The organism is Streptomyces sp. NPDC008163 (assembly GCF_042956885.1).
Lineage (GTDB): Bacteria > Actinomycetota > Actinomycetes > Streptomycetales > Streptomycetaceae > Streptomyces > Streptomyces drozdowiczii_A.
In genome coordinates this window covers 399,893-424,744 of the sequence record NZ_JBIBHG010000001.1, presented here as the reverse complement: position 1 = coordinate 424,744, position 24,852 = coordinate 399,893, and the positions used below count along the sequence as shown (strand labels likewise).

Genomic DNA, 24,852 nt, shown 5'->3' with positions numbered 1-24,852 from the left:
GCATGAGGAAACTCCCGATACTCCGGTCGCCGCGCGGCCGGGCCGCCGCTCTGGCCGCCGTGCTCGCCGCCCTCACGGTCTGCGCCGGGGACGCGGTGGCCCGCAGCTTCCCCTTCGGCCCGCACACCCGCAGCGTCAACGACCTGGGCAACCAGTTCGTCCCGTTCCACGCCCGCCTCTGGGACCTGCTGCACGGCCGCGCCGACGGCGGACTGCTCCTCAACTGGCAGTCCGGTTTCGGCACGGGCTTCCTGCCCGACTTCGGTACGTATCTCAGCAGCCCGTTCGCCCTGCTCGTCGGGGTCTTCCCCCGGGACCGCATCGACCTGGCCGTGTACGCGGTCACGCTGGTGAAGACCGGGGCGGCGGCGGCCGCGATGACCTGGCTGCTGACCGCGCTGCGGCGGGGACGCGGCCGGGAGTGGGCGGCGGTCGTCCTCGGGGCCTCGTACGCGCTGTGCGGGTGGTCGGTGATCGAGGCCGTGTACAACCCGATGTGGCTGGACGGGCTGGTCGCGTTCCCGCTGCTGAGCCTGGCCGCCGAGTGGGCCCGCACGGGCCGGCGGCCGGTCCTGGGCACCCTGCTGGTGACGCTGGCCTGGGTGTCGAACTTCTACACCGCCTACATGGCGACGCTCGGTGCGGCGCTGGTGCTGGTGGTGCGGCTGCTGGTGGAGGACGGGACGCGCCGGGAGCGGATACGGGGGCTGGGGAGGGCGGTCCGGACGGTCGCGCTGGGCGTGGGACTCGCCGCGCCGGTCCTGCTGCCGGTGTTCCTCGGGACACGGCACGCATACCCGGGCTGGACGCGTGAGTTCGCACCGGCGGCCTGGCCGGACGTCGCGGCCCGGTTGCTCCCGGCCACGTACAGCTTCTTCAGTCCGGCGCTCTTCCTGGGCACCGGCGCCCTGCTGCTCGCGGGCGCCCTGGCCTTCCACCGGGCCGTCCCGCGCACCGAACGCCTGGTGTGGGCGGGGCTCGTCGCGGGGGTCGCGCTGTCCTTGCAGTGGGGGCCGACGCATCTGCTGTGGCACGCCTTCGCGACGCCCAACGGCAGCCCGTACCGCCAGACGTTCGTGCTGTCCGGGCTCCTGGTGATCGCCGCCTGGCTGTCGGTCGCCTCCGGCTGGCCGGACCGGCGGGCGCTGCTCGGCGGCGCCGGGGCGGTCGCGCTGATCGCCGCCGGGGCCGCGTCCAGCGCCCTGGTCACCGCCTGGACGTACCCGCTGGTCGCGGCGGGCCTGGCGGCCGTGGCGGGCGCCCTGGTGCTGGCCCGGCGCGGCCGGTACGCCGTGCTGGCGGCGCTGCTGCTGGTCGGGGCGCAGGCCGGGCAGGCCGCCGCGACGACCGCGTACGCCGACCGGCAGCGGCTGGGCCGGCTGGACGACTACGCGCCCTGGGGCGAGCGCCAGCGCCTCCAGGCGGCGGCGGTCGCCGAGGCGGACGGCTGGCCGCGCTACCGGACCGATCCGGGCCTGGAGCAGAGCACGGCGAACGATCCGCTGCTGACCGGCGGCCAGGGCGGGGCGTACTACAGCAGCCACACCCCGGACGTGCTGACCCGCACCTTCCTGGCCCTGGGCGCCGGCTGGACGTCCAACGGCCGCGCCCTGCACGACCTGGACAGCCCGGTGACGGACGCGGTGTTCTCCGTGGGCGCCCGGGTGCACATGCCGCGCGACCCGCACCAGGGCTGGAACCGCCCGGACGACCGCCCGGTCGCGGTGACCCACGAGGACGTGCCGCCGCTGGTGACCGTACGGCCCGCCAACGAGCGGTCCCATTACGGGCGTTCACCGTTCCGCAATCAGGAGAAGCTGCTCGGCTCGTCCGTCTATACGGTGCCGGAGACCGCCCTGCGCGCGGTGGACGGGAGCAGCGCGGCGGACGCGGGCGCGTACGACTACGCGGTGCGGCCCGGCTCGTACACCCTCCGGGCCGCCTGTCCGGCGGGCAGCGAGGTGTATCTGTGGGCGCCGGACCTGTTCGGCCGCGCGCGGCTCGGGTCGTCCGAAGGGGCGGACTTCCGGGGCGAGTTGCCGGGCCGCCGGGCCGAGCTGCGGAAGCTGGGCGACGGCGGCGGGGCGCTCGACGTGGCGTTGCGGGTGGCCCGGCCGGGGACCGTCCCGCACGAGGCCGTCGGCTGCCTGGACCGGGACCGGCTGGCCGCCGCGGTGGCCCGGCTGAAGCGGACGGGGGCGGCGCGGGTGACGGTGACCGGGAGCGGGGTGCGTGCCGAACTCCCCGCCGGGACACGGGGCCTGGCGGTGCTCGCCGCGCCCCGGATCGCCGGGTGGAGCTGCCAGGGCCGCCCGGCGGACTCGTACCTCGGGCTGGTCGCGGCCCCGGTGAGCGGCGACTGGCCGGTGCTCGACTGCACGTACCGGCCGCCGGGGCTGAGGGCGGGGAGCCTCGCGGGGGGCGCGGCGCTGCTGGGGCTGGTGGCGGTGGGGGTGGCCGGGCGGCGGCGCCGGGCGGCACCGTAAACCCGGACACCCGCGACGACACCGAGACTTCATCTCCGCGTGGTGGGAGCGGCCCGGCGCGCGCGCGTACGTTCCCAGCCATGGCCTCCCTTCTGAACAACCGCCTCGCACGGCGCGCCCTGCGCCCCGCCGCCGCCCTGGTCGACCGCCGCATCCAGCAGCGCGTGGAGCGCGCCGCCGGACCGTTGCGCGGCGAACTCGCCACCCTGCGGAGGCAGTACGAGGAGGAGCGGCGCGGCCGGTATGCCGTGGAGCTGCTGCTCGACGGGACCGGGCGCGGCGCGCACCGCCTGCCCCCGGCCCACGAGGTGGACCGGCTGGTCCGCGAGGTGGGGGCGCTGGCCGGGAACGACGCGGCGGCGCGGCGCGGTGTGGTGTCCGCGTACCGCACGGTGGTCGCCCTGGAGGCGCTGGGCGTCGGGCGTCTGGCGGGCTCGACGTCCAATGTGTGCGGCAAGCTGGCGACCGTACCGCTGCTGGCCCCGCCGAACGGGCGCATCCTGGAGATCGGCACGCTGTACGGGCTGTTCGCCGCCGCGCTGACCCGGATGACGCACCGGGCGGGGGTGGAGCCGGAGCTGACGATCGTCGACCCGTTGGCCGGTTCGCAGCTCCAGCCGGGCACCGCGCAGCCCGCCGACCCCACGGGCACTCCGGTCCGCGAGGACGTGGTGCGGGCCAACCTGGCGCTGACCGGGGGCGGCACGACGCACCACCCCCGGATCGTGCGGGGCTTCTCCAGCGCCCCGGAGGTGCGGGCGGAGGCGGGCGACCGGGAGTACGGGGTGATCGTGGTGGACGGCGACCACTCCATGGCGGGGGTGGCCGCCGACCTGGAGTGGGTCGAGGGGATCGTGGCCCCCGGCGGAATCGTGGTCCTCGACGACTACGGGGACGCGGCGTGGCCGGGCGTCCAGGAGGCCCTGGACAAGCATCTGGCGGACGGGGCCTCGCGGCTGCGGCTGCTGGGGCGTGTGGCGACGTCGGCGTATCTGCGGGCGGGGTGAGGCGTACGCTCCCGGGCCCCGGGCCGGTCAGACGCTGCTGAGCGACAGCTTCGCGGCGAAGCCGAGGAACAGCACCCCGGCCGCCGAGGTGGCCCCGGCCGAGAGCCGCCGGCGCCTGCGGAAGGCGGCGGACAGCCGGGTGCCGCCGAAGATCAGCGCCGACAGGTACAGGAAGCTGGCGAGCTGGAGCAGGGTGCCCAGGACCAGGAACGAGAGGGCGGGGTAGGCGTATCCGGGGTCCACGAACTGCACGAAGAACGAGATCAGGAAGAGGATCGCCTTCGGGTTGAACAGGCTGACCACCAGCGCCCGCCGGTACGGCCGCTCCATGGACCCCGGCGCCTGCGCCTCGGCCCGCTCCTCGTCCGTGATCTCCGCGACCCGCCGGTGCCGCTCGCGCCACATCGACACGGCGGCGCGCAGCATCCCGATCGCCATCCAGGTCAGATAGCCGGCGCCCGCGTACTTGACGATCGCGAACAGCACGGGCGTCGTCTGCAGCAGCGAGGAGGCGCCCAGCGCGGACAGCGTCATCAGCACGGTGTCCCCGGTCCACACCCCGGCCGCCGCCACGTACCCCGTCCGCACCCCGCGCCGCGCGGCGACGGAGAGCACGTACAGCGAATTCGGGCCCGGCAGCAGAACGATCAGCACGAGGCCGGCGAGATAGGTCGGAAGGTCGGTGACACCCAGCATGGAACGGAGTCTCGCACGCGGCCACGACCGTGCGGAAGCGGGTATTCCGGGGCGAGCGGCATGAAGGAGTGCGTTCTCCGTCACAGATGCGCGACGAGAAGAGAGAGACAGGATTCGGCAACCGGGTGGAGCGGGAACCCGTCCCATGGGATACGCGGGTTCAAGGGGCCGGCGATGCCGGGACCGAGGACGTAAGGGGCTGGGATGATACGCACGCGCAGGACCGGGCGCGGTTACGCGCTCCGAGGGGCCGCCGTCGTGGCCGTGGTGGCGATGGCCGGGGTGACCGCCGGCTGCAAGGAGCAGCCCGCGTCCGGTTCCTCGGCCGCGCCCTCGGCACCGGCGGGCAGCAGCTCCCCCACCGACGACGCGAAGCCGGGCGGCTCCGCGAGCCCGACGCGGAGCGCGAAGCCGAAGGAGCCCGTCACGGCATCGCCGGAGCCGGGCGCGAGCAGCACCACGCCGGCCGCCGATCCGCAGGGCAAGGTGCTCATGGCGAGCGGGTCCGAGGGCAAGCAGGTGCGCGAACTCCAGGCACGGCTACGGCAGATCGGGCATTTCAACCGCAGCCCCACGGGCTACTACGGAACCGTCACCGTGGCCGCCGTGCAGTCCTTCCAGGGCAAGCGCGGCCTGGCGCGGACCGGCAGGACGGACACCGTCACCTGGCAGAAGCTGCTCGGCATGACGCATGAGCCGACGGCGGCCGAGCTGAATCCGCCGACCACCCGGCCGGTCGCCAAGCCGGACAAGCGGTGTCTGACGGGGCGGGTCATCTGCATCAGCAAGAACAGCCGCACGCTGTCCTGGATGATCGACGGCAAGGTCGTCTCGTCCATGGACGTGCGGTTCGGCTCGCAGTACACACCGACCCGCGAGGGCACGTTCTCCGTGTACTGGAAGTCGCGCCACCACGTGTCCACGATCTACCACACGGCCATGCCGTACGCGATGTTCTTCAGCGGCGGCCAGGCGGTGCACTACTCCTCGGACTTCGCGGCCCGCGGCTACAACGGTGCCTCGCACGGGTGTGTGAACGTCCGGGACGAGGGGAAGATCGCGGCCCTCTTCGCCGCCGTCCGCAACGGCGACAAGGTCGTCGTCTACAAGTGAGACAACGTCGTCCACGAGTGAGGCGCGGGGGATGAGGGGCGCGGACGGGACCGGGGGAACGTGTCCCGCCCGCGCCATGTGCGCCGAGCCGCAGGTACGGGGGGAACCCCGGCTCGGGCGCTGCCGATGACCAGTCGGCTCATTCCGTACAGCGTCGGCGGGCCGGAAAACGTCACACCGGCCGGTAGCAAGGGTCAGCGGGCCCGCACGGAGGCGGCCGGCCGGGGGTCCTCCGTGGCGGATTCCGTCGGCTCCGGGTCCGGCGCGATGCCCGCCGTCGAAGGGGCGGGCGACTCGGTGAACCGGATGGCGGGGAGCGGCGCGGAGGCGTCGCCGCCCTGCTCGGCGTCGCCCGCGCCGCTGCCGTGCTTGCCGTCCTCGGCGGCGAGCAGCCGGTCGCAGAACCGGTCCAGGTTGCGGGCGCCCTTGGCCAGGGCTTCGAGGCGGGTGCGGCGGTCGGCGTCGAGCGTGCCGTCGCGGTAGTCGCGGCACGCCTGGAGGGTCTTGGCGTACCAGGAGCCGGAGGAGTCGTCGCCGGAGTGGCCGTTCCCCTTCGAGGGGTCCTCGCTCCCGCCGTCGTCGTCGGAGCCGCCGTCGCCGGGGTCCGTCCCGCCGCCGGTGCGGCTGCCGCCCGTCCGGTCGGTGCCGGTCCCGTCGTCCTTGCCGCCCGGGTCGTCGTGGGACGCGCCGCCGCCGGGGCGCGCGGTGTCCTGGTCGCCGGAGTCGGGGCCGGCGCCGGTGCGGCCGCCGGGGGGCGGGGCGTCCGGGGTCGGGGTGCCGGGCCGCGGGGGCGCGGAGGTCTCGTCGTCGGGGAGGACGTCGGTGCCCAGTTCCTCGGGGGACTCGGCGGCCGAGACCGAGGTCGCCGGTGAGGGGGTGTGCCGGCTGAAGGGCCCGGGCAGCATCCCGGACCCGGCGGCCACGGCCACCCCTCCTATGGCACAGCAGGCCAGCGAGGCGGCGAGCCCGAAGCGCAGGGGCCTGCTCCAGCGGAACGGGCGCCCATCGCGCTCGGGGCCGGCCGCCCTGCCTATGCGGACCGGGGGGAGCACCGTCGTATCGGTGTCGTCGCCGTGCACGGTCGCGGCCCCGGCGGTACGGGCGCGGCGGGGGGCGACACGGAAGGCGGCGAGCGCGGCGGCCTCGCCGGGGAGTTCACCGGCGGCGGGGCGGGCGGTGCGGGCGACGGCGTCGAGGGCGGCGGCCAGGCGTTCGGCGTCCTGGCGGGGACGGCCTTCGGCAGGGTCGACCGGTTCGCCGCGGAGCAATTTCTCCGCCGCTTCCTTGTCAAGCCATGCGTACTGCTCGTCGGCCATCACATGTCCTTCTGCGTCCACAGACGCGAATGCGTCACACCGGCGGGAGCCACCAGGCCGGTGCGCGGGGGGCGTTGTACGGGTACGGCGCCGAGCTCACCGGTCCGTTCCGGCGCGTCCCCCGCATTCTCCCGGAAGGCCGCCGAGGGCGCCTCGGGGCCCTCCGGCTCGCCCTCGTAACGGCGACCGCCGTCCACGGGGCCGGGGTGGCCGGGGATCTGGTCCGCGCCGGGGCCCGTCCTTCCGTCGCCGCCGCCCGGGCGCTGGGCCGCGGTCCCGGCCGCGTCCGCCCCGAGCAGTTCGGCGAGCCGCTTCAGCCCGCGGTGGGCGGCGGTGCGGACCGCGCCGGGCCGCTTGCCGAGCGTCTGCGCGGCGCTCTTCGCGTCGAGGCCGACCACCACCCGGAGCACCACCGCCTCGGCCTGGTCCTGCGGCAGCTGGGCGATGAGCGACATGGTGCGCCCGGTCGCCAGGGACTCGATCGCCTCGTCGGCGGTGTCGGAGACCGCCGGCTTGTCGGAGAGCTCCGTCTCGTCGCCGCCGATGGCCGGGCGCCTGCCGCGCATCCGGAGATGGTCCAGCGCGCGGTTGCGGGCTATCCGCGCGGCCCAGCCCCGGAAGCGGTCGGCGTCCCCGCTGAAACGGTCGAGGTCACGGGCTATCTGAAGCCACGACTCGGACGCCACGTCCTCGGCGTCGGGCTCCCCCACCAGTGTCCGTATGTAGCCAAGCAGCCGCGGCTGCACAGCGCGGTACACAGTACGGAAGGCGTCCTCGTCCCCGCGCTGTGCCGCGAGCACCGCGGCAGTAAGCCCCGCGTCGTCCCCCAGCACTCCCTCAACCCTGCCCTGCTGTCCGAATCGCAGCTGGTCACCACTGCCGCGCCACCCTGCGCGACTCAGCACGCTACGTCCTTGGCGTGCACCGCGTCCATGACTTGTACAACCCGCAACATTCCATCGCCCGCCCCGGTGTGACAGAAAACGCACCCACGGCGCAGAGATGAGTACGGGGTCGTCCTGCGACCCCGCGGAAGACGACCGGGGCCTCTCCTGTGGGGGGTGGCGGCCCCGGTCGTCCTCGTTCTCCCCGCCACGCGGCGGCTGGTCGAGGGCGCCGGGGACGTCCTGCCGCCCCGGTCACGGACGCGACGTACGCCCTGTCGTCAGGCGCTCAGGACCGCACCCGCCCCCGCCGGGCCGCCGCGCCGAGTATCCGGCGGCCCTCCGTGGAGACGTCGCGGATCTGGCGCAGCCCCGCCGTGGCCGGGGCGTCCTCGTCCATGGCCGCCAGCATCTCCAGGATCGCCGTCTGGCGGGCCGCCTCGCCCGCGAGCAGGGGGCCCGCGCCCGAGGGGTCGCCCGCCCGGCAGCGCGCCACCGGGTCCGGGGCGGCAGGGGCGGTCGTGTCGTGGCCGAGGTGGACCTCCAGGGCCAGCACCGAGCAGGCGTCCGCCCAGCCGCGCAGCGCCTCGCCCGCCCGCTCGGTCGGGGCGGCGGCGAGCAGGTCCCGGACGCGGGCGGCGGATGCGCCGGGGTCCGCGAGGGCGGTGGCCGGGGTGCCGGGGTCCGCGAGGGAATCCAGCGCGGTGCGGGCCTCGGCGAGGCGGGCGGCCCAGAGGCGGGGCTCGGCGCAGGCGGCCCAGAGCGGGCGCAGGGGGTCGGGGGCGGGGCCCCGGGCGGGCTGGGGCAGACAGCGTTCGAGGCAGGCGACCGCTGCGGCGGCGAGCCCGCGTTCGTCGGCGGCGGCGATCAGGTCGAGCAGGCTCATCGGCGTCTCCTGTCAGCCCTCCCGTATGTGCCCCATGCCGGGACACAGGGGGGCGCAGCGCTTCCTGTTATCGCATTCAGCGCCGAATGGCCGAAAAGCGTCACTGTCGATGGCCGATTACCGCCGCCCTCTCCGGAACATCCCGTGTCCCCCTCAGCCCGTCTGGAGCGGGTGCGGCACCGCAGGGACCGGGCCGAGGTCCGCGCGCCGGGACTGCATCGCCGTCAGCCTGCGGACGAACAGGATCGCCAGGACCGCCGCGCCGATGTCCAGCGCGTCACCGACCGCGAGCATGTCGAGCCCGCGCACCATCGCGTCGCCGCTCTCCGCGCGGGCGTAGTAGCGGCCGGCACCCCGGCTCACGATCTGGTCCACGACCAGCACCGCCCACCACGCGTTCAGCGTGCCGCGCGGCGCGGCGGGCCGGCCGCCGGGGGTGCCGATGGGTGCGCTCGCCGTCCAGATGCCGCTCGCCACCCGGAACGGCAGCCACAGGTTGCCGATGGGGACGAACCAGGCGCCGATCGCCCAGCCGGGCCGCATCGAGTGGGCGTAGGCGTCGAACACCTCCGCGTTGCGCCGGACCCGGCGGAACCACACCAGGAAGACGATGCCCGTCGCCAGGAGGGTGAACGCCTGGAGGGACGCCGCGGCCCCGGTCAGGTTGTCGGCGAGGGTCAACTCGTCGTCGCTCACCGAGAGGAAGCCGTCGTCCAGCCCCTCCGCGAGCAGCATGCGGCTGTGGACACCGGCGGCGATCGACAGCACGTCCGCGACGGCCACGGCACCGAGCAGGACGCACACCGCCTTGGCGAGGCCCACCGGCGAGCGCAGCTGGTCGAGCCGGGGCCCGTTCGGCGTCACACCGGTGCTGCCGGCCCGGGCCCGGCCCCGGCCAAAGTCCGCCGGAGCGGCGTCCGCCGCTCCGGCGCACACGGCGCACCGCGCATCGGCCGAGTCGACCGGTCTCGTACCGCAGAGTGAACAGAGCATGGAAACGGAACCCCCCAGGATTCGGACGTCGACGCGAGAAGCGCGCGCGTCCCTCCCCGGACGACGCGGCCACCGGAACGTAATGCCCGGCGGCCGCATTGTCCATGGTCAGAGGCGTTTCCAGTGACTCAGCCCGCGTCGATCTCCTTCGCCAGCGACTGGAACTCCGCGTAGCTCAGCTTCGGCTTGCCCGGGACCCACAGCTTCTGGGCCGTCGCCCGCAGCGGCATCCGGATGCCGGCCGCGACCTGCTCGGCGGTCTGGGCGTTCGGGAAGTCGCCCCAGACGGCGAACCGGCCGCCGAGGATCTGGTCCGAGTAGCGGGCCGGGACCGGGGTGGTGCCGCGCAGCACGAGCGGGGTCCACTGTTCGTAGATCCGCTTGCCGGTCGGGTAGACGAAGGCGTTGGGCTGGCCGAGCACGTAGTACATGAACTCGTCGTTGAGGTTGAGGACCTTGCGGCCCTCGCGCAGATACTCCTCCGGCGACCGGGCCCCGTACTCCTTGCCCGTCCAGTACTCGACCTCGATGTCCTTGTCGGCGCGCACCTTGCTGTCGCGGAACTGGCCGTCGTTCCACGCCTTCGGCCGCATGCCGTGCTTGCGGATCACCTCCGCCCGGTCGTTGAGCCAGCCGGTGGCGAGGTCGGAGATGCCGGCCCCGGAGCCGTACTTCGCGACGGCCGCGCGCTGGAGCTGCGGGTAGGACGCGGCCGGGTTGCTCGCCATCAGCGCCCGGTACTCGTCGCCGCCCAGGTGCCAGTACTCGCCGCCGAACAGCTCCGCGTACTCGCCGAGCAGCTCGTCGATCAGCTTGGCCGCGCCCGGCTTGGAGATGTCGAGCGATCCGGTCGAGGCGACGCCGGAGACGTTGTGCAGCTGGAGGTCGGGGTGGGCGCGCAGCACCGCGCCGAGGTGGCCCGGCGAGTCGATCTCCGGAACGACCTGGATGTGCAGCCGGCCGGCCAGGTCCACGATGTGCCGGACCTGCTTCTTGGTCAGGTGGTCCGGCGAGACCACCTCGGGGTGCGTGTCGGACTCGATGCGGAACGCCTGGTCGTCCGAGAAGTGCAGGCCGAGCTGGTTGAGCTTCAGGTCGGCCATCTCGTGCATCCGGTCCTCGATCCAGGACGCGGTGTAGTGCTTGCGGGCGATGTCGAGGTTGAGGCCGCGCTGCGGCTTGTCCGGCCGGTCGCGCACCTCGCCCTCGGGCATCGAGCCGTCGGCGCGCACGGACTGCTTGAGGGTGCGGGTGCCGTAGAAGACGCCGGCCTCACCGGGGCCGCTGACCCGCACCCGCCCGTCGGCGGTGCGCAGGGTGTACGACTCCGGCCCGCCGGACGCCTTCGGGGTGAGCGCCAGCTCCACGTCACCGGCGCGGGCGGACACCTCGCCCCGGTAGTGGATCTTCAGCTCCCCGGCCAGCAGCTTCCCCTCGTCGGCCAGCTTGCCGCTGCCCTTCGCGAGGACGACCCCGCTGTCCTTGCCGGGTTTCCAGCCGGGCCCGTGGGCGGGGGTGTGCTCGCGTACGGCGGGGATGGTGCGAGGCGTCCTGGAGAGCGGGTAACTGCGGGTCGGGGACGGGGTGGGGGACGGGGACGAGGCCGCACGGGACGTCTCGGGGCCGTTGCCGTGCTCGGTTCCGGAGCCGTCGCAGCCGACGAGGGCGACGCTCGCCGCGGCCGCCGCCGTCACGGCCAGGAGGGCGCCGCGTGAGGGTGCCATCTGTCAGAAACCTCCGGTTCGGGGGAAGGGGGGAAGAAAGGGAGCACAAGGGAACACAAGGGAGCAGAACTGCGAGAAAACGGTGCAGATGTAGGGAGGTAACCGGGCATTCTCCTCACACATCCGCTCGCCAGGCATCGCGAAACTCTCCCGTCCGGGTGAAATTCGCGCATCCTTCGCCCGCCCTTATCCCCTCCTCGCTAGCGTTGAGCCCCCTCAGTCCCTTCAGTCTCTCCATTTCGGGAGCCCACGCTGTCCAGGTCCAGCGAGTCCCACGCCGGCCTCCCCGAGCGGCCGCCCCGGCCCGCCCGGCGCACCGCCGTGCCCGTGCAGCACCGCGGCGGCACCCCCGCCCGGTCCGCCGCGCACGCCTGGGACCTGCCCCGGTTCAACGGCGCACCCGCCCCCGAGGCCGAGGCGGCCCTGCTCGGCTGCTTCGGCAGCGCGGCCTGGGCGCGGCGGCTCGCCGCCCACCGCCCCTACCCGGACGCGGAGGCGCTGCTCGCCGCGGCCGACGAGGCGGCCTACGACCTCGCCCCCGCCGATCACGCCGAGGCGCTGGCGGCCGAGGTGTCCCCGGGGCTGCGGGCGGACGCGCCGCGCTCCGCCCATCTCGCGCTGGCCGCCGCCCACGCCGAGTACGAACGCAAGTTCGGCCATGTCTTCGTGATCTGCCTGGACGGCTATCCGCCCGCCGAGCACCCCGACCAGGTCCTGGCCGGCATCCGGGCCCGGCTCGCGCACGAGGAGGACCGGGAGCGGGCGGTCACGGCGGACGAGATGCGGCGACTCGCCCGGGGCCGCCTGGCCGCGTTGGTATCGAGTCGATAACGGGTTCGGGGCGGGCCGCGCAGCCCGGATTCCCCGGCGCGGAGGGGCCGAGCAGGGTCACGGCGGGCTGTCCATAGCCCGTCCGTGCCTGTTTCGTTGCCACTTTGATCACACCGGAGGGCCCCGCGCGATCGAACCGACAATCCGTCGCTACGATGGCCGGGGCCGGTGGACCGTACCCGGCCGGGTCAGACCGACAGTCAAGCCGGCCGACCCCAATCCCCGCTCCCGGAGGGTTCTTCCGTGCCGGCTGGAACGCTGTACCGCGGCCGGGAAGGCATGTGGTCCTGGGTGGCTCATCGAGTCACCGGTGTCCTCATTTTCTTCTTCCTGTTCGTGCATGTCCTGGACACCGCCCTCGTCCGCGTCTCCCCCGAGGCGTACGACGACGTCGTGTCCACGTACAAGACGCCGATCGTCGCGCTGCTGGAATACGGCCTGGTGGCCGCGATTCTCTTCCACGCGCTGAACGGTCTGCGCATCGTCGCCGTGGACTTCTGGGCCAAGGGCCCGCGCGTTCAGAAGCAGATGCTCTGGGTCGTGCTGGGCATCTGGATCGTGCTGATGCTGGGTGCCCTGTACCCCGTGCTCGGCCACGCCGTACGCGAACTCTTCGGGAGCTGAGGCCCATGTCCACCGAGACTTCCGCGATCGGCGCAGTCGAAGGCGTGAGCCTGTACGACGTCGACAACCCGGCCCCCGTCATCGAGCCGCCGCGCAAGCGGACCGGCAAGACCCCCAAGGGCTCGCGCACCAACTTCGAGATGTACGCCTGGCTCTTCATGCGCCTGTCGGGCATCGTGCTGGTCGTCCTGGTCATCGGCCACCTGCTGATCCAGCTGGTGCTGGACGGCGGCGTCTCCAAGATCGGCTTCGCCTTCGTGGCGGGCCGCTGGGCCTCGCCGTTCTGGCAGGTCTGGGACCTGGCGATGCTGTGGCTCGCCATGCTGCACGGCGCCAACGGTCTGCGTACGGTCATCAACGACTACGCCGAACGGGACAACACCCGCTTCTGGCTGAAGATGCTGCTGTACACCGCCACGGTGTTCACCGTCCTGCTGGGCACGCTGGTGATCTTCACCTTCGACCCGAACATCCGCTAGGCGCCGGGCCCGAAGACCAGAGGTAGACCATGCAGATCCACACGTACGACACCGTCATCGTCGGCGCCGGCGGCGCCGGCATGCGCGCGGCCATCGAGTCGACCAAGCGCAGCCGCACCGCCGTGCTGACCAAGCTCTACCCCACCCGCTCCCACACGGGCGCCGCGCAGGGCGGCATGGCCGCCGCGCTGGCCAACGTGGAGGAGGACAACTGGGAGTGGCACACCTTCGACACGATCAAGGGCGGTGACTACCTGGTCGACCAGGACGCCGCCGAGATCCTGGCGAAGGAGGCCATCGACGCCGTTCTCGACCTGGAGAAGATGGGCCTGCCGTTCGGCCGCACTCCCGAGGGCCGGATCGACCAGCGCCGCTTCGGCGGTCACTCCCGCAACCACGGCGAGGCCCCGGTCCGCCGCGCCTGCTACTCGGGCGACCGCACCGGCCACATGATCCTCCAGACGCTGTACCAGAACTGCGTCAAGGAGGGCGTGGAGTTCTTCAACGAGTTCTACGTCCTGGACCAGCTGGTCGTCGATGAGGACGGCGTCAAGAAGTCCGCCGGCGTCGTCGCGTACGAGCTGGCCACCGGCGAGATCCACGTCTTCAAGGCGAAGGCGGTCATCTACGCCTCCGGCGGCACCGGCAAGTTCTTCAAGGTGACGTCGAACGCGCACACCCTGACCGGTGACGGCCAGGCCGCCTGCTACCGCCGGGGTCTGCCGCTGGAGGACATGGAGTTCTTCCAGTTCCACCCGACGGGCATCTGGCGCATGGGCATCCTGCTGACGGAGGGCGCCCGCGGTGAGGGCGGCATCCTCCGCAACAAGGACGGCGAGCGCTTCATGGAGAAGTACGCGCCCGTCATGAAGGACCTCGCCTCCCGTGACGTCGTCTCGCGCTCCATCTACACGGAGATCCGCGAGGGCCGCGGCTGCGGTCCCGAGGGCGACCACGTCTATCTCGACCTGACGCACCTCCCGCCGGAGCAGCTGGACGCCAAGCTCCCGGACATCACCGAGTTCGCGCGTACGTACCTCGGCATCGAGCCCTACACGGACCCGATCCCGATCCAGCCGACCGCGCACTACGCCATGGGCGGCATCCCGACCAACGTCGAGGGCGAGGTGCTGGCCGACAACACCACCGTCGTCCCGGGCCTGTACGCCGCCGGCGAGGTCGCCTGCGTGTCGGTGCACGGCGCCAACCGCCTCGGCACCAACTCGCTGCTCGACATCAACGTCTTCGGACGCCGCGCGGGCATCGCCGCCGCCGAATACTCCGCGAAGAGCGACTTCGTCGAGCTTCCCGAGAACCCGGCGCAGCAGGTGGTCGACCAGGTCGAGCGGCTGCGCAACTCCACGGGCACCGAGCGGGTCGCGACGATCCGCCAGGAGCTCCAGGAGTGCATGGACGCCAATGTGATGGTGTTCCGCACCGAGCAGACGATCAAGACCGCGGTCGACACGATCGCGGAGCTGCGCAAGCGCTACCTGGACGTGTCCATCCAGGACAAGGGCAAGCGGTTCAACACGGACCTGCTGGAGGCCATCGAGCTGGGCAACCTGCTCGACCTCGCCGAGGTCATGGCGACGTCGGCGCTGGCGCGCAAGGAGTCCCGCGGCGGTCACTACCGCGAGGACTACCCCAACCGCGACGACGTCAACTTCATGCGCCACACCATGGCGTACCGCGAGGTCGCCGAGGACGGCACCGAGTCGATCCGGCTGGACTACAAGCCGGTCGTCCAGACCCGCTACCAGCCGATGGAGCGTAAGTACTGATGGCTACACCCACCCTGGACAAGGCCGACAAGGCGCCCGAGCCCGAGGCCGGCTTCGCCGACTCGCCGTACATCACGGCCACGTTCCGCATCCGGCGGTTCAACCCCGAGGTCTCCGACGAGGCCCAGTGGCAGGACTTCCAGATCGAGATCGACCCGAAGGAGCGTGTGCTCGACGCCCTTCACAAGATCAAGTGGAACCAGGACGGGACGCTCACGTTCCGCCGGTCCTGCGCGCACGGCATCTGCGGTTCGGACGCCATGCGGATCAACGGCAAGAACAGGCTCGCCTGCAAGACGCTGATCAAGGACCTGAGCCCGGAGAAGCCGATCACGATCGAGGCCATCAAGGGCCTCACGGTCCTCAAGGACCTCGTGGTCGACATGGACCCGTTCTTCCAGGCGTACCGCGACGTCATGCCCTTCCTCATCACCAAGGGGAACGAGCCGACCCGCGAGCGTCTGCAGTCCCCCGAGGACCGCGAGCGCTTCGACGACACCACCAAGTGCATCCTGTGCGCCGCCTGCACGTCCTCGTGCCCGGTGTTCTGGAACGACGGCCAGTACTTCGGCCCGGCGGCGATCGTCAACGCGCACCGCTTCATCTTCGACTCGCGCGACGAGGGCGGCGAGCAGCGCCTGGAGATCCTCAACGACCGTGACGGTGTGTGGCGTTGCCGCACCACGTTCAACTGCACGGACGCCTGCCCGCGTGGCATCGAGGTCACCAAGGCGATCCAGGAGGTCAAGCGCGCGCTGATCACGCGTCGCTTCTGATCCCCGCGCGCCCGTGAAGAGGCCCGGACCCCCTCGGGGGTCCGGGCCTCTTGCTGCGCCGGGGCGGCCCGGACGGTACGGTCGTGCGGAACCGGTGGTCGGTTCACCCACCGCCGCACGGGGATGCGCGGGGGAGCGAGAGCGGGGGCACGTTGAGCGATCCGAATCCGTACGCGGACGACTCATACAAGTGGGGACCTTCCCAGCAGCCCGGGACCCCTCCCGGCGCGCCGAACGGCCAGGGCTACGGCTATCCGGCGGCCGGCAACCCGGTCTACGGCTACCCGCAGCCGCTCTCCGGCCCGCCCTCGCAGCCGCCGGGCTACGGGTATCCGTCGCAGCAGCCCCAGGGGTACGGGTATCCGGGCGCGGCTCCGGCGGGCGGCGGGACGCCGGTGCTGTCCATCGGGGACATCACGGTGATGAGCGACTCGATCGTGACGCCCTCCGGGACGATGCCCCTCAAGGGCGCGGTGTGGACGGCGACGGACATGTCGCGCACCGAGGAGAAGATCCCGCCGGTGGCCATCGTGCTGGCGATCATCTTCGCCCTGGCCTGCCTGATCGGCCTGCTCTTCCTGCTGATGAAGCAGAAGCAGACGACCGGCTTCGTCCAGGTGACGGTGACCAGCGGCGGCCGCCACCACTCCACGATGATCCCGGCCACCCACCCGGAGACCTTCGCGATGGTGATGTCCCAGGTCAACACCGCCCGCTCGATGAGCGTCTGAGGGCGGACACCCCGCGGCGCGGGGCGGGGAGGACGCGGCCGGTCCGCTCTGTGACGGGCTCAGTCCCAGGCCGCCCCGCCGCGGTCCTCCGCGACCACCATGATGCGCCGCAGCATGTCGTTGAGCAGTGCCCGCTCGTCCGCGTCCAGGACGCCGAGCAGCCGTTCCTCCTCGTGCCCGAGGAAGGCCATCGCGCCGCGCCAGGTGGACCGGCCCTCGTCCGTCAGCACCACGTCGACGCGGCGCCGGTCCGTGGTGGACGGGGTGCGGCGGACGAAGCCGCGGCGCTCGACGGCGTCCAGCCGGCCGGTGACGGACGCGGGGGCGAGGTCGAGGTCGGCGGCCAGTTCGGACGGGGCCGCCGTGCCGCCGCGCCCGGCCAGCTTGTGCAGGGTGTCGAACTCCTGCCGGTCCAGGTCGAAGTCGACGAGGGACTGCTCGCGCACCCGGCGCAGGTGGACGGAGAGCTTCTTCATCCGGGTCACCGCGCCCTCGACGTCCGCGTCCAGCTCGGGAAGCACGGGTCTCCACCGCTCCACGTGCCCGTCGGTCCAGTCGCGTCGCTCCATGGCGCTCAGCCTACGCGGACGCCCCGGCGGACGGAGTCCTTCGGAAGCGTAATTCTCGTTGACGGATACTTCGGTACCGAAATAGATTGCGGCGCATGGTCACCCCTGCGCCGCCCACGGCGCATCCCTTGAGGACACGCTCGTTCCGGCTGCTCTTCATCGGCCGCTCGCTGTCGATGCTGGGCGACTCCGCGATCCCCGCCGCGCTCACCCTCGCCGTCTATCTGGCCACCGGCTCGACCGGCGCCCTTGCCCTGGTGCTGGGCTGCGCGATGGTGCCCAAGCTGCTGCTGCTCCCGCTGGGCGGTGTCGTGGGCGACCGCTTCAACGCCCGTACGGTGGCCCTGACCACCGACCTCGTGCGGTGCGCGACCCAGCTCTTCGTCGGCACCGAACTGCTCTCGGGCACCCCGGCCCTCTGGCAGATCGCGCTCGCCGAGGCGGTCGGGGGCGCCGCCGGCGCCTTCGCGATGCCGACCTCCGCCCCGCTGGTCCGGGGCACCGTGGACGAGCCGGGGCTGCTGCGCGCCAACTCGCTGATGGCGGTGGCCTCCGGGACCGCGCGGCTCGGCGGGCCCGCCGTCGCCGGGGCCCTGATCCTCACCGCCGGACCGGGCTGGGCCTTCGTGCTGGACGGTGCCAGCTTCGCGGTGAGCGCCGCCCTGCTGTACGTGATCCGGGTCCGCCATGTGCCCATCCCCCGGCGCTCGTTGCTCGGCGACCTCAAGAACGGCTGGGCCGAGGTCCGCGGCCGCGACTGGTACTGGACGAGCCTGATCGCGCACGCCGCCTGGAACGGGGCGGCGGCCGTGCTGACCACGCTCGGCCCGGCCCTCTTCGTCAACGGCCCCGGCGGCAAGGGGAGCTGGGTCCTGCTCCTCCAGACCGGTGCGGTGGGCCTGCTCCTCGGCTCGCTGGTGGCCGGCCGGCTCCGGCCCCGCCGGGCGGTCCTGGCCGCCAATCTCGCCGGCGCGCTGTACGTGCTGCCGCTCTGCCTGCTGGCCGCGCACGCCCCGGTGCCCGTCTCGCTCACCGCGTACGGGATCGCCATGGCCGGTCTCGGCTTCCTCAACCCGGTCTGGGAGACGGCCGTCCAGTCCGCGGTGCCGCCGCAGGTCCTGGCCAGGGTGACCTCGTACGACTGGCTGCTCTCGCTGGCCGCGATGCCGCTGGGCTACACCCTCGCCCCGCTCGCCGCCTCCGCCTGGAACACGGAGACCCCGCTCGCCGTGGCCGGGCTGCTCGCCGGTGCGGCCTGCGCGGGCACCGCCCTGGTGCCGGGCGTACGGCGCTTCGGGGTGCCGGACGCCGGTGGCGCGGCGCGGGAGGCCGGGGCGCCGGCCGGGACGACTCCCGCGGCGGGATAGCGGGCGCGGCCCGGATACGCTCGGGGCCGTGGTGAAGGAAGAGAACGACGTGAAGGCCGTCAAGGCCCCCCGGAGCGAGCAGACCCGTGCGCTGATCCTCGAAACCGCGCTCCGGCTCTTCCAGGAGCGCGGCTACGACCGGACGACCATGCGGGCCATCGCCCAGGAGGCGGGCGTCTCCGTCGGGAACGCCTACTACTACTTCTCCTCCAAGGAGCACCTGGTCCAGGGCTTCTACGACCGGCTCGCCGCCGAGCACGCGGAGGCGGTGCGGCCGGTCCTGGGCGGCGAGAAGGACCTCGGTGCACGGCTGCGCGGGGTGCTGCTGACCTGGCTGGACGTGGCGGAGCCGTACCGCCCCTTCGCCACGCAGTTCTTCAAGAACGCGGCCGATCCGGAGAGCCCGCTCAGCCCGTTCTCACCGGAGTCGGTCACCGCCCGCGAGGCGGTCATCGCCATCCACGAGCGCTGCCTGACCGGCTCCACCACCCGGACGGACCCCGAACTGACCCCGCTGCTGCCACGGTTGATGTGGCTCGCGCATATGGGCCTGGTGCTCTTCTGGGTGTACGACCGGACGGACGGCGCCGCCCGCAGCCGCCGCCTGGTGACGCGTACGGTGCCGATCGCCGCCCGCGCGCTGGCCCTGTCCCGGTTCCGGGTGGTGCGACCGCTGGTGCGCCAAGTGGCCGAGGTGCTGGAGGAGTTCCTGCCGGAAACGACGGCGCGGGCGGCCGGACCGGTGAAGTCCTAGGGGGTGTCTTGCCGATCATGGCCTGACCCGACCCTGATCGACAAGACACCCCCTAGCCGCCCGCGCCCCGGTCGCGGATCAGATCCAGCCGAGCTCCCACAGGCGCCACACGCCCGTGCCGTCGGAGAGGTACTGCGAGCCGGAGACGTCCGCCTTGGCGATGACGTAGTCCTTCTTCTGCCACAGCGGCACCAGCGGTACGTCCTCGCCGACCAGCTTCTGGAGCTCCTTGAAGTCCCCGGAGGCCCGGCTGCGGTCGCTGTACTGCAGCGTGGCGCTGATCAGTTCGTCCATCTTCTTGCTGGTGTAGCCGTTGTGGAGGCTGCTGTCACGGCCGACGAGCGGCTGGCTGAAGGTGTCGGGGTCCGGGTAGTCCGGGAGCCAGCCGACGGTGTACATGTCGTACTCACCGGCCGCGTAGCCCTTCTGGAACCGGGTCCACTCGACGGCCTTGATCGTCACCTTGAAGAGCCCGGTGGCGTTCAGCTGACGCTGGATCTCCTTCGTCTCCGCGACGTACTGGTCGCCCTCGCGGTAGGCGAAGAGGACGGGCAGCGGCGTCTGGATGCCGGCCTCCTCCATGAGCGCCTTCGCACGCTTGGTGTCCGGCGCGGGGTAGGCGTCGAAGAACGGGGTGCTGTGCCCGATGGTGCCCTGCGGGATCAGCGAGTAGAGGGGTTCGACGGTGCCCTGGTAGACCTTGCTCACCAGCGGGCCGCGGTCGATCACCGAGGCGATGGCCTGGCGGACCTTGCGGTCGGCGAGCGGGGCGCCCTTGCGGACGTTGAAGACGAGGTTGCGGATCTCGGCGCTGTCCGCCTCGGTGACGCGCTTGTCGCTGTCGCCCGGGTCGAGCGCGGCGAGCGTGGCCGGCGGCAGCTGACGGTGCGTCACGTCGACCTGGCCGGACTTCCAGGCCGAGAGGAGGTCGTCGGACTCCTTGTAGTACCGCACGGTGATCGGGCCGCCGGTCTTGGTGACCGCGCCCTTGTACCGCGAGTTCGGCACGAGTTCGGCCTTCACGCCGGCCTCGTAGGACTTCAGGACGTACGGCCCCGAGCCGGTCACCTGGCCGTCGTTGCGCAGCTTGTGCTCCGCGTAGGCGTCCTTCTCCACGATGGAGCCGGCGCCCGTGGCGATCTTCTGCGGGAAGGTCGCGTCCCGCGAGGAGAGGTTGAAGGTGATGACCCGGCCCTCGGTGACCACGTTCTTCAGGCTGGGGAAGAGGACCGAGGGACCGACGTCCGTCTTGATCTCCAGCATCCGGTCGAACGAGTACTTGACGTCCTCGGCGGTGATCTTGTCGCCGTTGGAGAACGTCAGGTCGTCACGGAGCTTGCACTGGTACGTCTGGAGCTTGGCGCCGATGAAGCCGCAGCTCTCGGCCGCGTCCGGCTCGGGGACGATGCCGCCGGACTTGAACGTCATCAGGGACTGGTAGACGTTGCTGTACATCGCCCAGGAACCGGCGTCGTAGGCGCCCGCCGGGTCGAGCGAGGTCACCGCGTCGGTCGTCCCGACGACGACCGGATCGGAGTTCCCCTCGTCCGAGGGCAGCAGTTGCCAGGCGACCACGCCTGCGATGACCAATACCGCGAAAATCGCGAGAATCCGTAGCCGGATCGACCGCATTGACGTGCTCTCCCTTAACTGCCCCACCTCGGTGTCGCGCTCAGATACGCAGATCACCGCACGTTCGCGCCAAGCAAATCACACGATTTTCACATCTGGAAGGGGAGATCAGAGGCTCATAGCCAATTGTTTGTCAGTCGAAACCTTTGACGCTTACCCCGAATACAGAGGGTTCCCGGACGGTCACCCGTTTCGCCATTTCGCGTGCGTACGAGGGTGATTACGCCTGCCGGGAGGCGAGCTCGACAACGGTGATGTCGGAGGGGGCGCCGACCCGCACGGGCGGGCCCCACGCTCCGGCGCCCCGGGTGACGTAGAGCTGGGTGTCGCCGTAGCGTTCGAGCCCGGCGACGGTCGGATTGGACAGCTCCGCAACGTAGTTGCCCGGCCACAGCTGGCCGCCGTGGGTGTGCCCGGACAACTGCAGGTCCACGCCGTGCTCGACGGCCTCGTCGATGACCACGGGCTGGTGCGCCATGAGCACGACCGCGCGGGCGGGGTCGCGGTCGCCGAGGGCGCGGGCGAAATCGGGGCCCTGCCCCTCGCTCTCGCCGGCGATGTCATTGACTCCGGCCAGATCGAAACCGCCGGTCTCCACCCGGGCGTTCTCCAGTGGGTGCAGGCCCAATTCCCTTACATGATCAACCCATTGGGCCGCGCCGGAGTAGTACTCGTGATTGCCGGTGACAAAGAACGCCCCGTGCCGGGCGCGGAGGCCCGCGAGCGGTTCGGCGGCCGGGCCGAGATCGGCGACCGATCCGTCGACCAGATCACCGACGACCGCGATGAGATCGGGCTGGGTCCGGTTGACCGCGTCCACGATCCGTTGCGTATGGGAGCGGCCCAGGATCGGGCCCAGGTGAATATCGCTGACGACGGCGATGCGGAAACCGTGCGCGGACCTGGGCAGCCGGGCGAGCGGCACGGTGACCCGCTTCACCCGGGGGCCGCGCAGCACGCCGTACGCCCCGTAGCCCACGGTCCCGAACCCGGCGACGGCGGCGGCGCCCCCGACCGCCCGCGCCACGAAGAGCCGCCGCGACGGGGCGGGGAGGGGCGGCGCGGCGGGTCCCGCTTCCGGCGCGGGCCCGGCCTCCGGCGCCGACGCCGCTACGGGGACGGGCGCGGGTTCGCGTACCGGCGCGGATTCCCGTACGGGCGCCGCCCGGCGCGCGAGCCACCGGCGCAGCAGGGGCCGTACGGCCTCGCCGGCGAGCAGGGCGAGCGTCAGATAGAGCAGCGCGGCGAGCCAGAGGTAGCCGGGCCAGGCCAGCGCCCGCTGGACCGGGAAGGGCGCCCCGGCGGGCCCGGCGACCAGGGCGCCGGCGCTGAGCAGAGGCAGCGCGTAAGCGGCGATCGTGCCGGCCCTGCGCCACGGGCTGCCCCGGCGCGTCGTGTCACCGACGAGCCGGCGCCACACATAGCGGTGCACGGCCACGAGCAGGGCGAGCACCACAAGCGCTGCCAGAACGGCCACCACGACCCGCATACCCGCTCCCCTGCCCCGTCCGTCCCGGTATCGCCCGATTCAGGTCCCGGCCGGGACCGGTGGTTTCAAGCCTTCTCGGCGCGCAGGGCCCTGACGCCCCGGAACCCGATCCAGCCCACACCCGTCCCCAGAAGAAAGGACGTGATGGCGAGCAGCAGATGCACCCAGAAGTACGCGGTCGGGTCACCGGCGTCGTCGAAGGCGAGGCCGCTGCCGTCCTTCCAGAGATTCTTCACGAAGGTGACCCAGATGACCCACGACCACGCCCCGAAGGCGAGCAGGAACCAGGAGACCGGGCGGCTGAGCTTCATGGATTCAGTATCGCCGCCGCGTTCCGGGGGGCTCGGGCGGGGTGGTCCGTCCCGGCGGCCCGCCCGGCGGGTCACGGCGCCAGTACATATATTCACATCAACTGCATGTACGTTTTCGACCGTGCCAGCTCTCAAGAAGGCCGCGTTGGCGGTCACCTCTGCCGCCCTGCTGTCCGCTTTTGTCGTCACGCCCGCCTCGGCGGCCGACGGGGACGACGACGCTCCGAAGCCCCCGGCGACCATGTCGCAGATCGGCGGCGCGCAGCTGGGGCGGTCCGGCACCCAGGTCAATCTCGGGCCCGGCGCCCCGGTGCTGCCCAAGGAGCTGACGGGCCGGTCGTGGATGGTCTCGGACGCGGAGACGGGCGAGGTCCTCGCCGCGCACAACGCCCACTGGCGGCTGCCCCCGGCGTCCACGCTGAAGATGCTCTTCGCGGACACGCTCCTCGGTGATCCGGCGCTCCTGCCGAAGACGCGGGAGTACACGGTGAAGGACGAGGACCTGGCCGGCATGGGCGAGGGCAGCAGCCTCGTCGGCATCAAGGAGGACCTCAGCTACACGGTGCACGACCTGTGGCTCGGGGTCTTCCTGCGCTCGGGGAACGACGCGGTGCACGTCCTGTCCTCGATGTACGGCGGGGTGCCGAAGACCGTCCAGGCCATGCAGGACCGCGCGGAGGAGCTCCAGGCGCTCGACACGAACGTGGTGTCGCCCGACGGGTACGACGCGCCCGAGCAGGTCTCCAGCGCGTACGACCTCTCGCTCTTCGCCCGCGACGGGCTCCAGAACGCGGACTTCCGGGAGTACTGCTCGACCTCCACCGCGCAGTTCCCCGGTGAGCAGAAGAAGGGCAAGAAGCGCGAGACCTTCGGCATCCAGAACACCAACCGGCTGCTCACCGGGGCCGACGGCGTCACCGCGTACAAGGGCATCGCCGGCGTCAAGAACGGCTACACCACGCACGCCGGCAACACCTTCACCGGTGTCGCCGAGCGGGGCGGCAAGGTCCTCCTGGTCACCGTCATGCACCCGGCCGACGACGAGACTCACGCGGTGTACAAGGAGGCGGCCCGGCTCCTGGACTGGGGGTTCGCCGCGACCGGCAAGGTGACCCCGGTCGGTGAGCTGGTCCCGCCGAAGTCCGCGGTCACCGGCGACGGCGCGGACACCGAGGGCGCGGGCAAGGGTGCCGAGGCGGAGAAGGCGGACGAGGGCGGCCGGGGAGCGGACAAGGCGGCGCGGGCGGCGGCCGCCACCGACAGTTCCGGCGGGGTCGGGATCGCGCTGGGCATCGTCGGCGGCGTGCTGGTCCTGCTGGCCGGCGGGGTGTTCCTGGTCAACCGGCGCTGGCCGCTGCCGGACCTGATGCGTCGCCGTTCCCGCCCGTGACGCGCCGGGCGGCGAGCGTGGAGCCCTCCTCCGCGTCCGCCGCCGGTTCGTCCTCCTTGCTCGGCGTCGCCGTCCAGGCGGCGCAGAACAGCAGCAGCTTCGCCGAGAAGTTGATCCACAGCAGCAGGGCGATCGGCACCCCGAACGCGCCGTACATGCTCTTGGAGGCGACGCCCCTCATATAGCTCCCGAGCAGCAGCTTGAGCAGTTCGAACCCGACCGCGCCGACCAGCGCGGCCACCATCAGCCGGCGGCGCGGCGGTTCGACACCGGGCAGCAGCGTCAGCAGGTAGAGCAGCATCAGGAAGTCGGCGGCGACGGCCACCAGCAGGGCGGCGATCCGCAGCAGCACCCCGCCCGCCCCGTTCTCGGGGATGTTGAGCAGGTCGGCGACCCAGCCGACGGCCACCGAGCCGACCGAGGAGATCGCGAGCGTCACCAGCGCCGCGCCGCCGAGCCCGAACAGCACCCCGGCGTCCTTGAGCTTGCGCAGAACCGGATTGCCCTCGTCCAGGTCGTCCCTCTCCCAGACCGCGCGCAGGCAGTCCCGCATGGAGCCGATCCAGCCGACACCGGTGAAGAGCAGCAGCGCACCGGCCACCAGACCGACCGTCCCCGCGTGGGCCACCAGGCTGTCGATGCCGAGCTGGTCGGAGATGCCGGGCACCTGCTCGGCGATCTTGTCCTCGATCCTGTCCAGCTGCTTGTCGGTCAGCAGCGCGGCACCGATCGCCGCGCCGACCGCGATCAGCGGGAAGAGCGCGAGGAAGCTGATGAACGTGATGGCCGCGGCCAGCCGGGCCCAGTGGACCCGCACCAGCGTCTCGTAACTGCGCCACGCGTGCGTCTCCATCAGCCGGGAGACGAGTGGCCCGATGACGGGGAGATTTTTCAGCCAGTCCATAGGTCACTGCTACCCCTCCGGCGCGCGAAAACCGAAGCCCGGTGCGAGGTGGAGAAGATGACGGACCCTCAATCACCCATTTCGGTGAGTGTTGTAACAAATCCCT

Annotated in this window: 23 protein-coding genes; 12 read left to right on the top strand and 11 right to left on the bottom strand. The window is 72.2% G+C overall.

Annotation, left to right across the window (positions count from 1 at the left end; all coding sequences use genetic code 11):
- The first annotated feature begins 2 nt into the window (after positions 1 to 2).
- Together ACFZAT_RS02095 and ACFZAT_RS02090 are read left to right on the top strand one after the other, a co-directional pair.
- Entirely contained in the window at positions 3 to 2,486 is a 2,484-nt protein-coding gene (locus ACFZAT_RS02095) for a YfhO family protein (protein ID WP_391258720.1), read from the top strand.
- A gap of 80 nt (positions 2,487 to 2,566) precedes the next feature.
- A complete protein-coding gene (locus ACFZAT_RS02090) occupies positions 2,567 to 3,493 on the top strand; it encodes a class I SAM-dependent methyltransferase (RefSeq protein WP_391258717.1) in 927 nt (308 codons plus the stop codon).
- A gap of 27 nt (positions 3,494 to 3,520) precedes the next feature.
- On the opposite strand, the gene leuE is transcribed toward ACFZAT_RS02090, so the two are convergent.
- Positions 3,521 to 4,189, bottom strand: a complete 669-nt coding sequence (gene leuE, locus ACFZAT_RS02085; RefSeq protein ID WP_391258714.1) for a leucine efflux protein LeuE — start codon at positions 4,187 to 4,189, stop codon at positions 3,521 to 3,523.
- A gap of 204 nt (positions 4,190 to 4,393) precedes the next feature.
- On the opposite strand from leuE, the gene ACFZAT_RS02080 reads away from it, so the two are divergent.
- The gene (locus ACFZAT_RS02080) at positions 4,394 to 5,302 is read left to right on the top strand and encodes a L,D-transpeptidase family protein (RefSeq protein ID WP_391258711.1); all 909 of its coding nucleotides are present in this window, start codon (positions 4,394 to 4,396) and stop codon (positions 5,300 to 5,302) included.
- 194 nt (positions 5,303 to 5,496) lie between these two features.
- On the opposite strand, the gene ACFZAT_RS02075 is transcribed toward ACFZAT_RS02080, so the two are convergent.
- From ACFZAT_RS02075 to ACFZAT_RS02055, 5 genes are all read right to left on the bottom strand, one after another.
- Complete coding sequence (locus ACFZAT_RS02075) at positions 5,497 to 6,618, bottom strand: hypothetical protein (protein ID WP_391258709.1); 1,122 nt, start codon at positions 6,616 to 6,618, stop codon at positions 5,497 to 5,499.
- The gene (locus tag ACFZAT_RS02070; RefSeq protein WP_391260185.1) at positions 6,618 to 7,451 is read right to left on the bottom strand and encodes a sigma-70 family RNA polymerase sigma factor; all 834 of its coding nucleotides are present in this window, start codon (positions 7,449 to 7,451) and stop codon (positions 6,618 to 6,620) included. The genes ACFZAT_RS02075 and ACFZAT_RS02070 overlap by 1 nt, the downstream gene beginning before the upstream one ends.
- Positions 7,452 to 7,791: 340 nt before the next feature.
- Positions 7,792 to 8,388 (bottom strand): hypothetical protein, encoded by a 597-nt coding sequence (locus ACFZAT_RS02065; protein ID WP_391258706.1) that lies wholly within the window; start codon positions 8,386 to 8,388, stop codon positions 7,792 to 7,794.
- Positions 8,389 to 8,541: 153 nt separating this feature from the next.
- Complete coding sequence (locus ACFZAT_RS02060) at positions 8,542 to 9,381, bottom strand: DUF4328 domain-containing protein (RefSeq protein ID WP_391258703.1); 840 nt, start codon at positions 9,379 to 9,381, stop codon at positions 8,542 to 8,544.
- Between the two features lie 128 nt (positions 9,382 to 9,509).
- On the bottom strand, positions 9,510 to 11,105 hold the full coding sequence (locus ACFZAT_RS02055; protein ID WP_391258702.1) for a family 20 glycosylhydrolase: 1,596 nt from the start codon (positions 11,103 to 11,105) through the stop codon (positions 9,510 to 9,512).
- Positions 11,106 to 11,426: 321 nt separating this feature from the next.
- On the opposite strand from ACFZAT_RS02055, the gene ACFZAT_RS02050 reads away from it, so the two are divergent.
- From ACFZAT_RS02050 to ACFZAT_RS02025, 6 genes are all read left to right on the top strand, one after another.
- Positions 11,427 to 11,936: a 2-oxo-4-hydroxy-4-carboxy-5-ureidoimidazoline decarboxylase gene (locus tag ACFZAT_RS02050; protein ID WP_391258699.1), complete on the top strand. Its 510-nt coding sequence runs from the start codon at positions 11,427 to 11,429 to the stop codon at positions 11,934 to 11,936.
- Positions 11,937 to 12,179: 243 nt separating this feature from the next.
- Complete coding sequence (gene sdhC, locus ACFZAT_RS02045) at positions 12,180 to 12,560, top strand: succinate dehydrogenase, cytochrome b556 subunit (RefSeq protein WP_026171265.1); 381 nt, start codon at positions 12,180 to 12,182, stop codon at positions 12,558 to 12,560.
- A 5-nt stretch (positions 12,561 to 12,565) separates the two neighbouring features.
- The gene (locus ACFZAT_RS02040; RefSeq protein WP_073964328.1) at positions 12,566 to 13,039 is read left to right on the top strand and encodes a succinate dehydrogenase hydrophobic membrane anchor subunit; all 474 of its coding nucleotides are present in this window, start codon (positions 12,566 to 12,568) and stop codon (positions 13,037 to 13,039) included.
- Between the two features lie 29 nt (positions 13,040 to 13,068).
- On the top strand, positions 13,069 to 14,823 hold the full coding sequence (gene sdhA, locus ACFZAT_RS02035; protein ID WP_391258696.1) for a succinate dehydrogenase flavoprotein subunit: 1,755 nt from the start codon (positions 13,069 to 13,071) through the stop codon (positions 14,821 to 14,823).
- Positions 14,823 to 15,599 carry a succinate dehydrogenase iron-sulfur subunit gene (locus ACFZAT_RS02030; protein WP_018519182.1) on the top strand — a complete coding sequence of 259 codons (777 nt, stop codon included), beginning with the start codon at positions 14,823 to 14,825 and terminating at the stop codon, positions 15,597 to 15,599. The genes sdhA and ACFZAT_RS02030 overlap by 1 nt, the downstream gene beginning before the upstream one ends.
- A gap of 152 nt (positions 15,600 to 15,751) precedes the next feature.
- On the top strand, positions 15,752 to 16,330 hold the full coding sequence (locus ACFZAT_RS02025; RefSeq protein ID WP_391258692.1) for a hypothetical protein: 579 nt from the start codon (positions 15,752 to 15,754) through the stop codon (positions 16,328 to 16,330).
- Between the two features lie 59 nt (positions 16,331 to 16,389).
- Here ACFZAT_RS02025 and ACFZAT_RS02020 read toward each other — a convergent pair whose 3' ends face one another.
- Positions 16,390 to 16,899, bottom strand: a complete 510-nt coding sequence (locus ACFZAT_RS02020) for a MarR family winged helix-turn-helix transcriptional regulator (protein ID WP_073964332.1) — start codon at positions 16,897 to 16,899, stop codon at positions 16,390 to 16,392.
- A 95-nt stretch (positions 16,900 to 16,994) separates the two neighbouring features.
- On the opposite strand from ACFZAT_RS02020, the gene ACFZAT_RS02015 reads away from it, so the two are divergent.
- Together ACFZAT_RS02015 and ACFZAT_RS02010 are read left to right on the top strand one after the other, a co-directional pair.
- A complete protein-coding gene (locus ACFZAT_RS02015; RefSeq protein WP_391258689.1) occupies positions 16,995 to 18,266 on the top strand; it encodes an MFS transporter in 1,272 nt (423 codons plus the stop codon).
- A 28-nt stretch (positions 18,267 to 18,294) separates the two neighbouring features.
- Positions 18,295 to 19,020 (top strand): TetR family transcriptional regulator, encoded by a 726-nt coding sequence (locus ACFZAT_RS02010; RefSeq protein ID WP_391258686.1) that lies wholly within the window; start codon positions 18,295 to 18,297, stop codon positions 19,018 to 19,020.
- A 78-nt stretch (positions 19,021 to 19,098) separates the two neighbouring features.
- On the opposite strand, the gene ACFZAT_RS02005 is transcribed toward ACFZAT_RS02010, so the two are convergent.
- From ACFZAT_RS02005 to ACFZAT_RS01995, 3 genes are all read right to left on the bottom strand, one after another.
- Entirely contained in the window at positions 19,099 to 20,652 is a 1,554-nt protein-coding gene (locus tag ACFZAT_RS02005) for an ABC transporter substrate-binding protein (RefSeq protein WP_391258683.1), read from the bottom strand.
- Between the two features lie 220 nt (positions 20,653 to 20,872).
- The gene (locus ACFZAT_RS02000; RefSeq protein ID WP_391258680.1) at positions 20,873 to 22,141 is read right to left on the bottom strand and encodes a metallophosphoesterase; all 1,269 of its coding nucleotides are present in this window, start codon (positions 22,139 to 22,141) and stop codon (positions 20,873 to 20,875) included.
- 65 nt (positions 22,142 to 22,206) lie between these two features.
- On the bottom strand, positions 22,207 to 22,452 hold the full coding sequence (locus ACFZAT_RS01995; protein WP_265541947.1) for an SCO4848 family membrane protein: 246 nt from the start codon (positions 22,450 to 22,452) through the stop codon (positions 22,207 to 22,209).
- Positions 22,453 to 22,573: 121 nt separating this feature from the next.
- Between ACFZAT_RS01995 and ACFZAT_RS01990 the strand changes: the two genes are divergently transcribed.
- Complete coding sequence (locus ACFZAT_RS01990) at positions 22,574 to 23,842, top strand: D-alanyl-D-alanine carboxypeptidase family protein (protein ID WP_391258677.1); 1,269 nt, start codon at positions 22,574 to 22,576, stop codon at positions 23,840 to 23,842.
- Here the strand turns inward: ACFZAT_RS01990 and ACFZAT_RS01985 are convergent.
- Positions 23,790 to 24,746 carry a YhjD/YihY/BrkB family envelope integrity protein gene (locus ACFZAT_RS01985; RefSeq protein WP_391258674.1) on the bottom strand — a complete coding sequence of 319 codons (957 nt, stop codon included), beginning with the start codon at positions 24,744 to 24,746 and terminating at the stop codon, positions 23,790 to 23,792. The two genes, ACFZAT_RS01990 and ACFZAT_RS01985, sit on opposite strands and share 53 nt — an antisense overlap.
- Positions 24,747 to 24,852 lie beyond the last annotated feature (106 nt).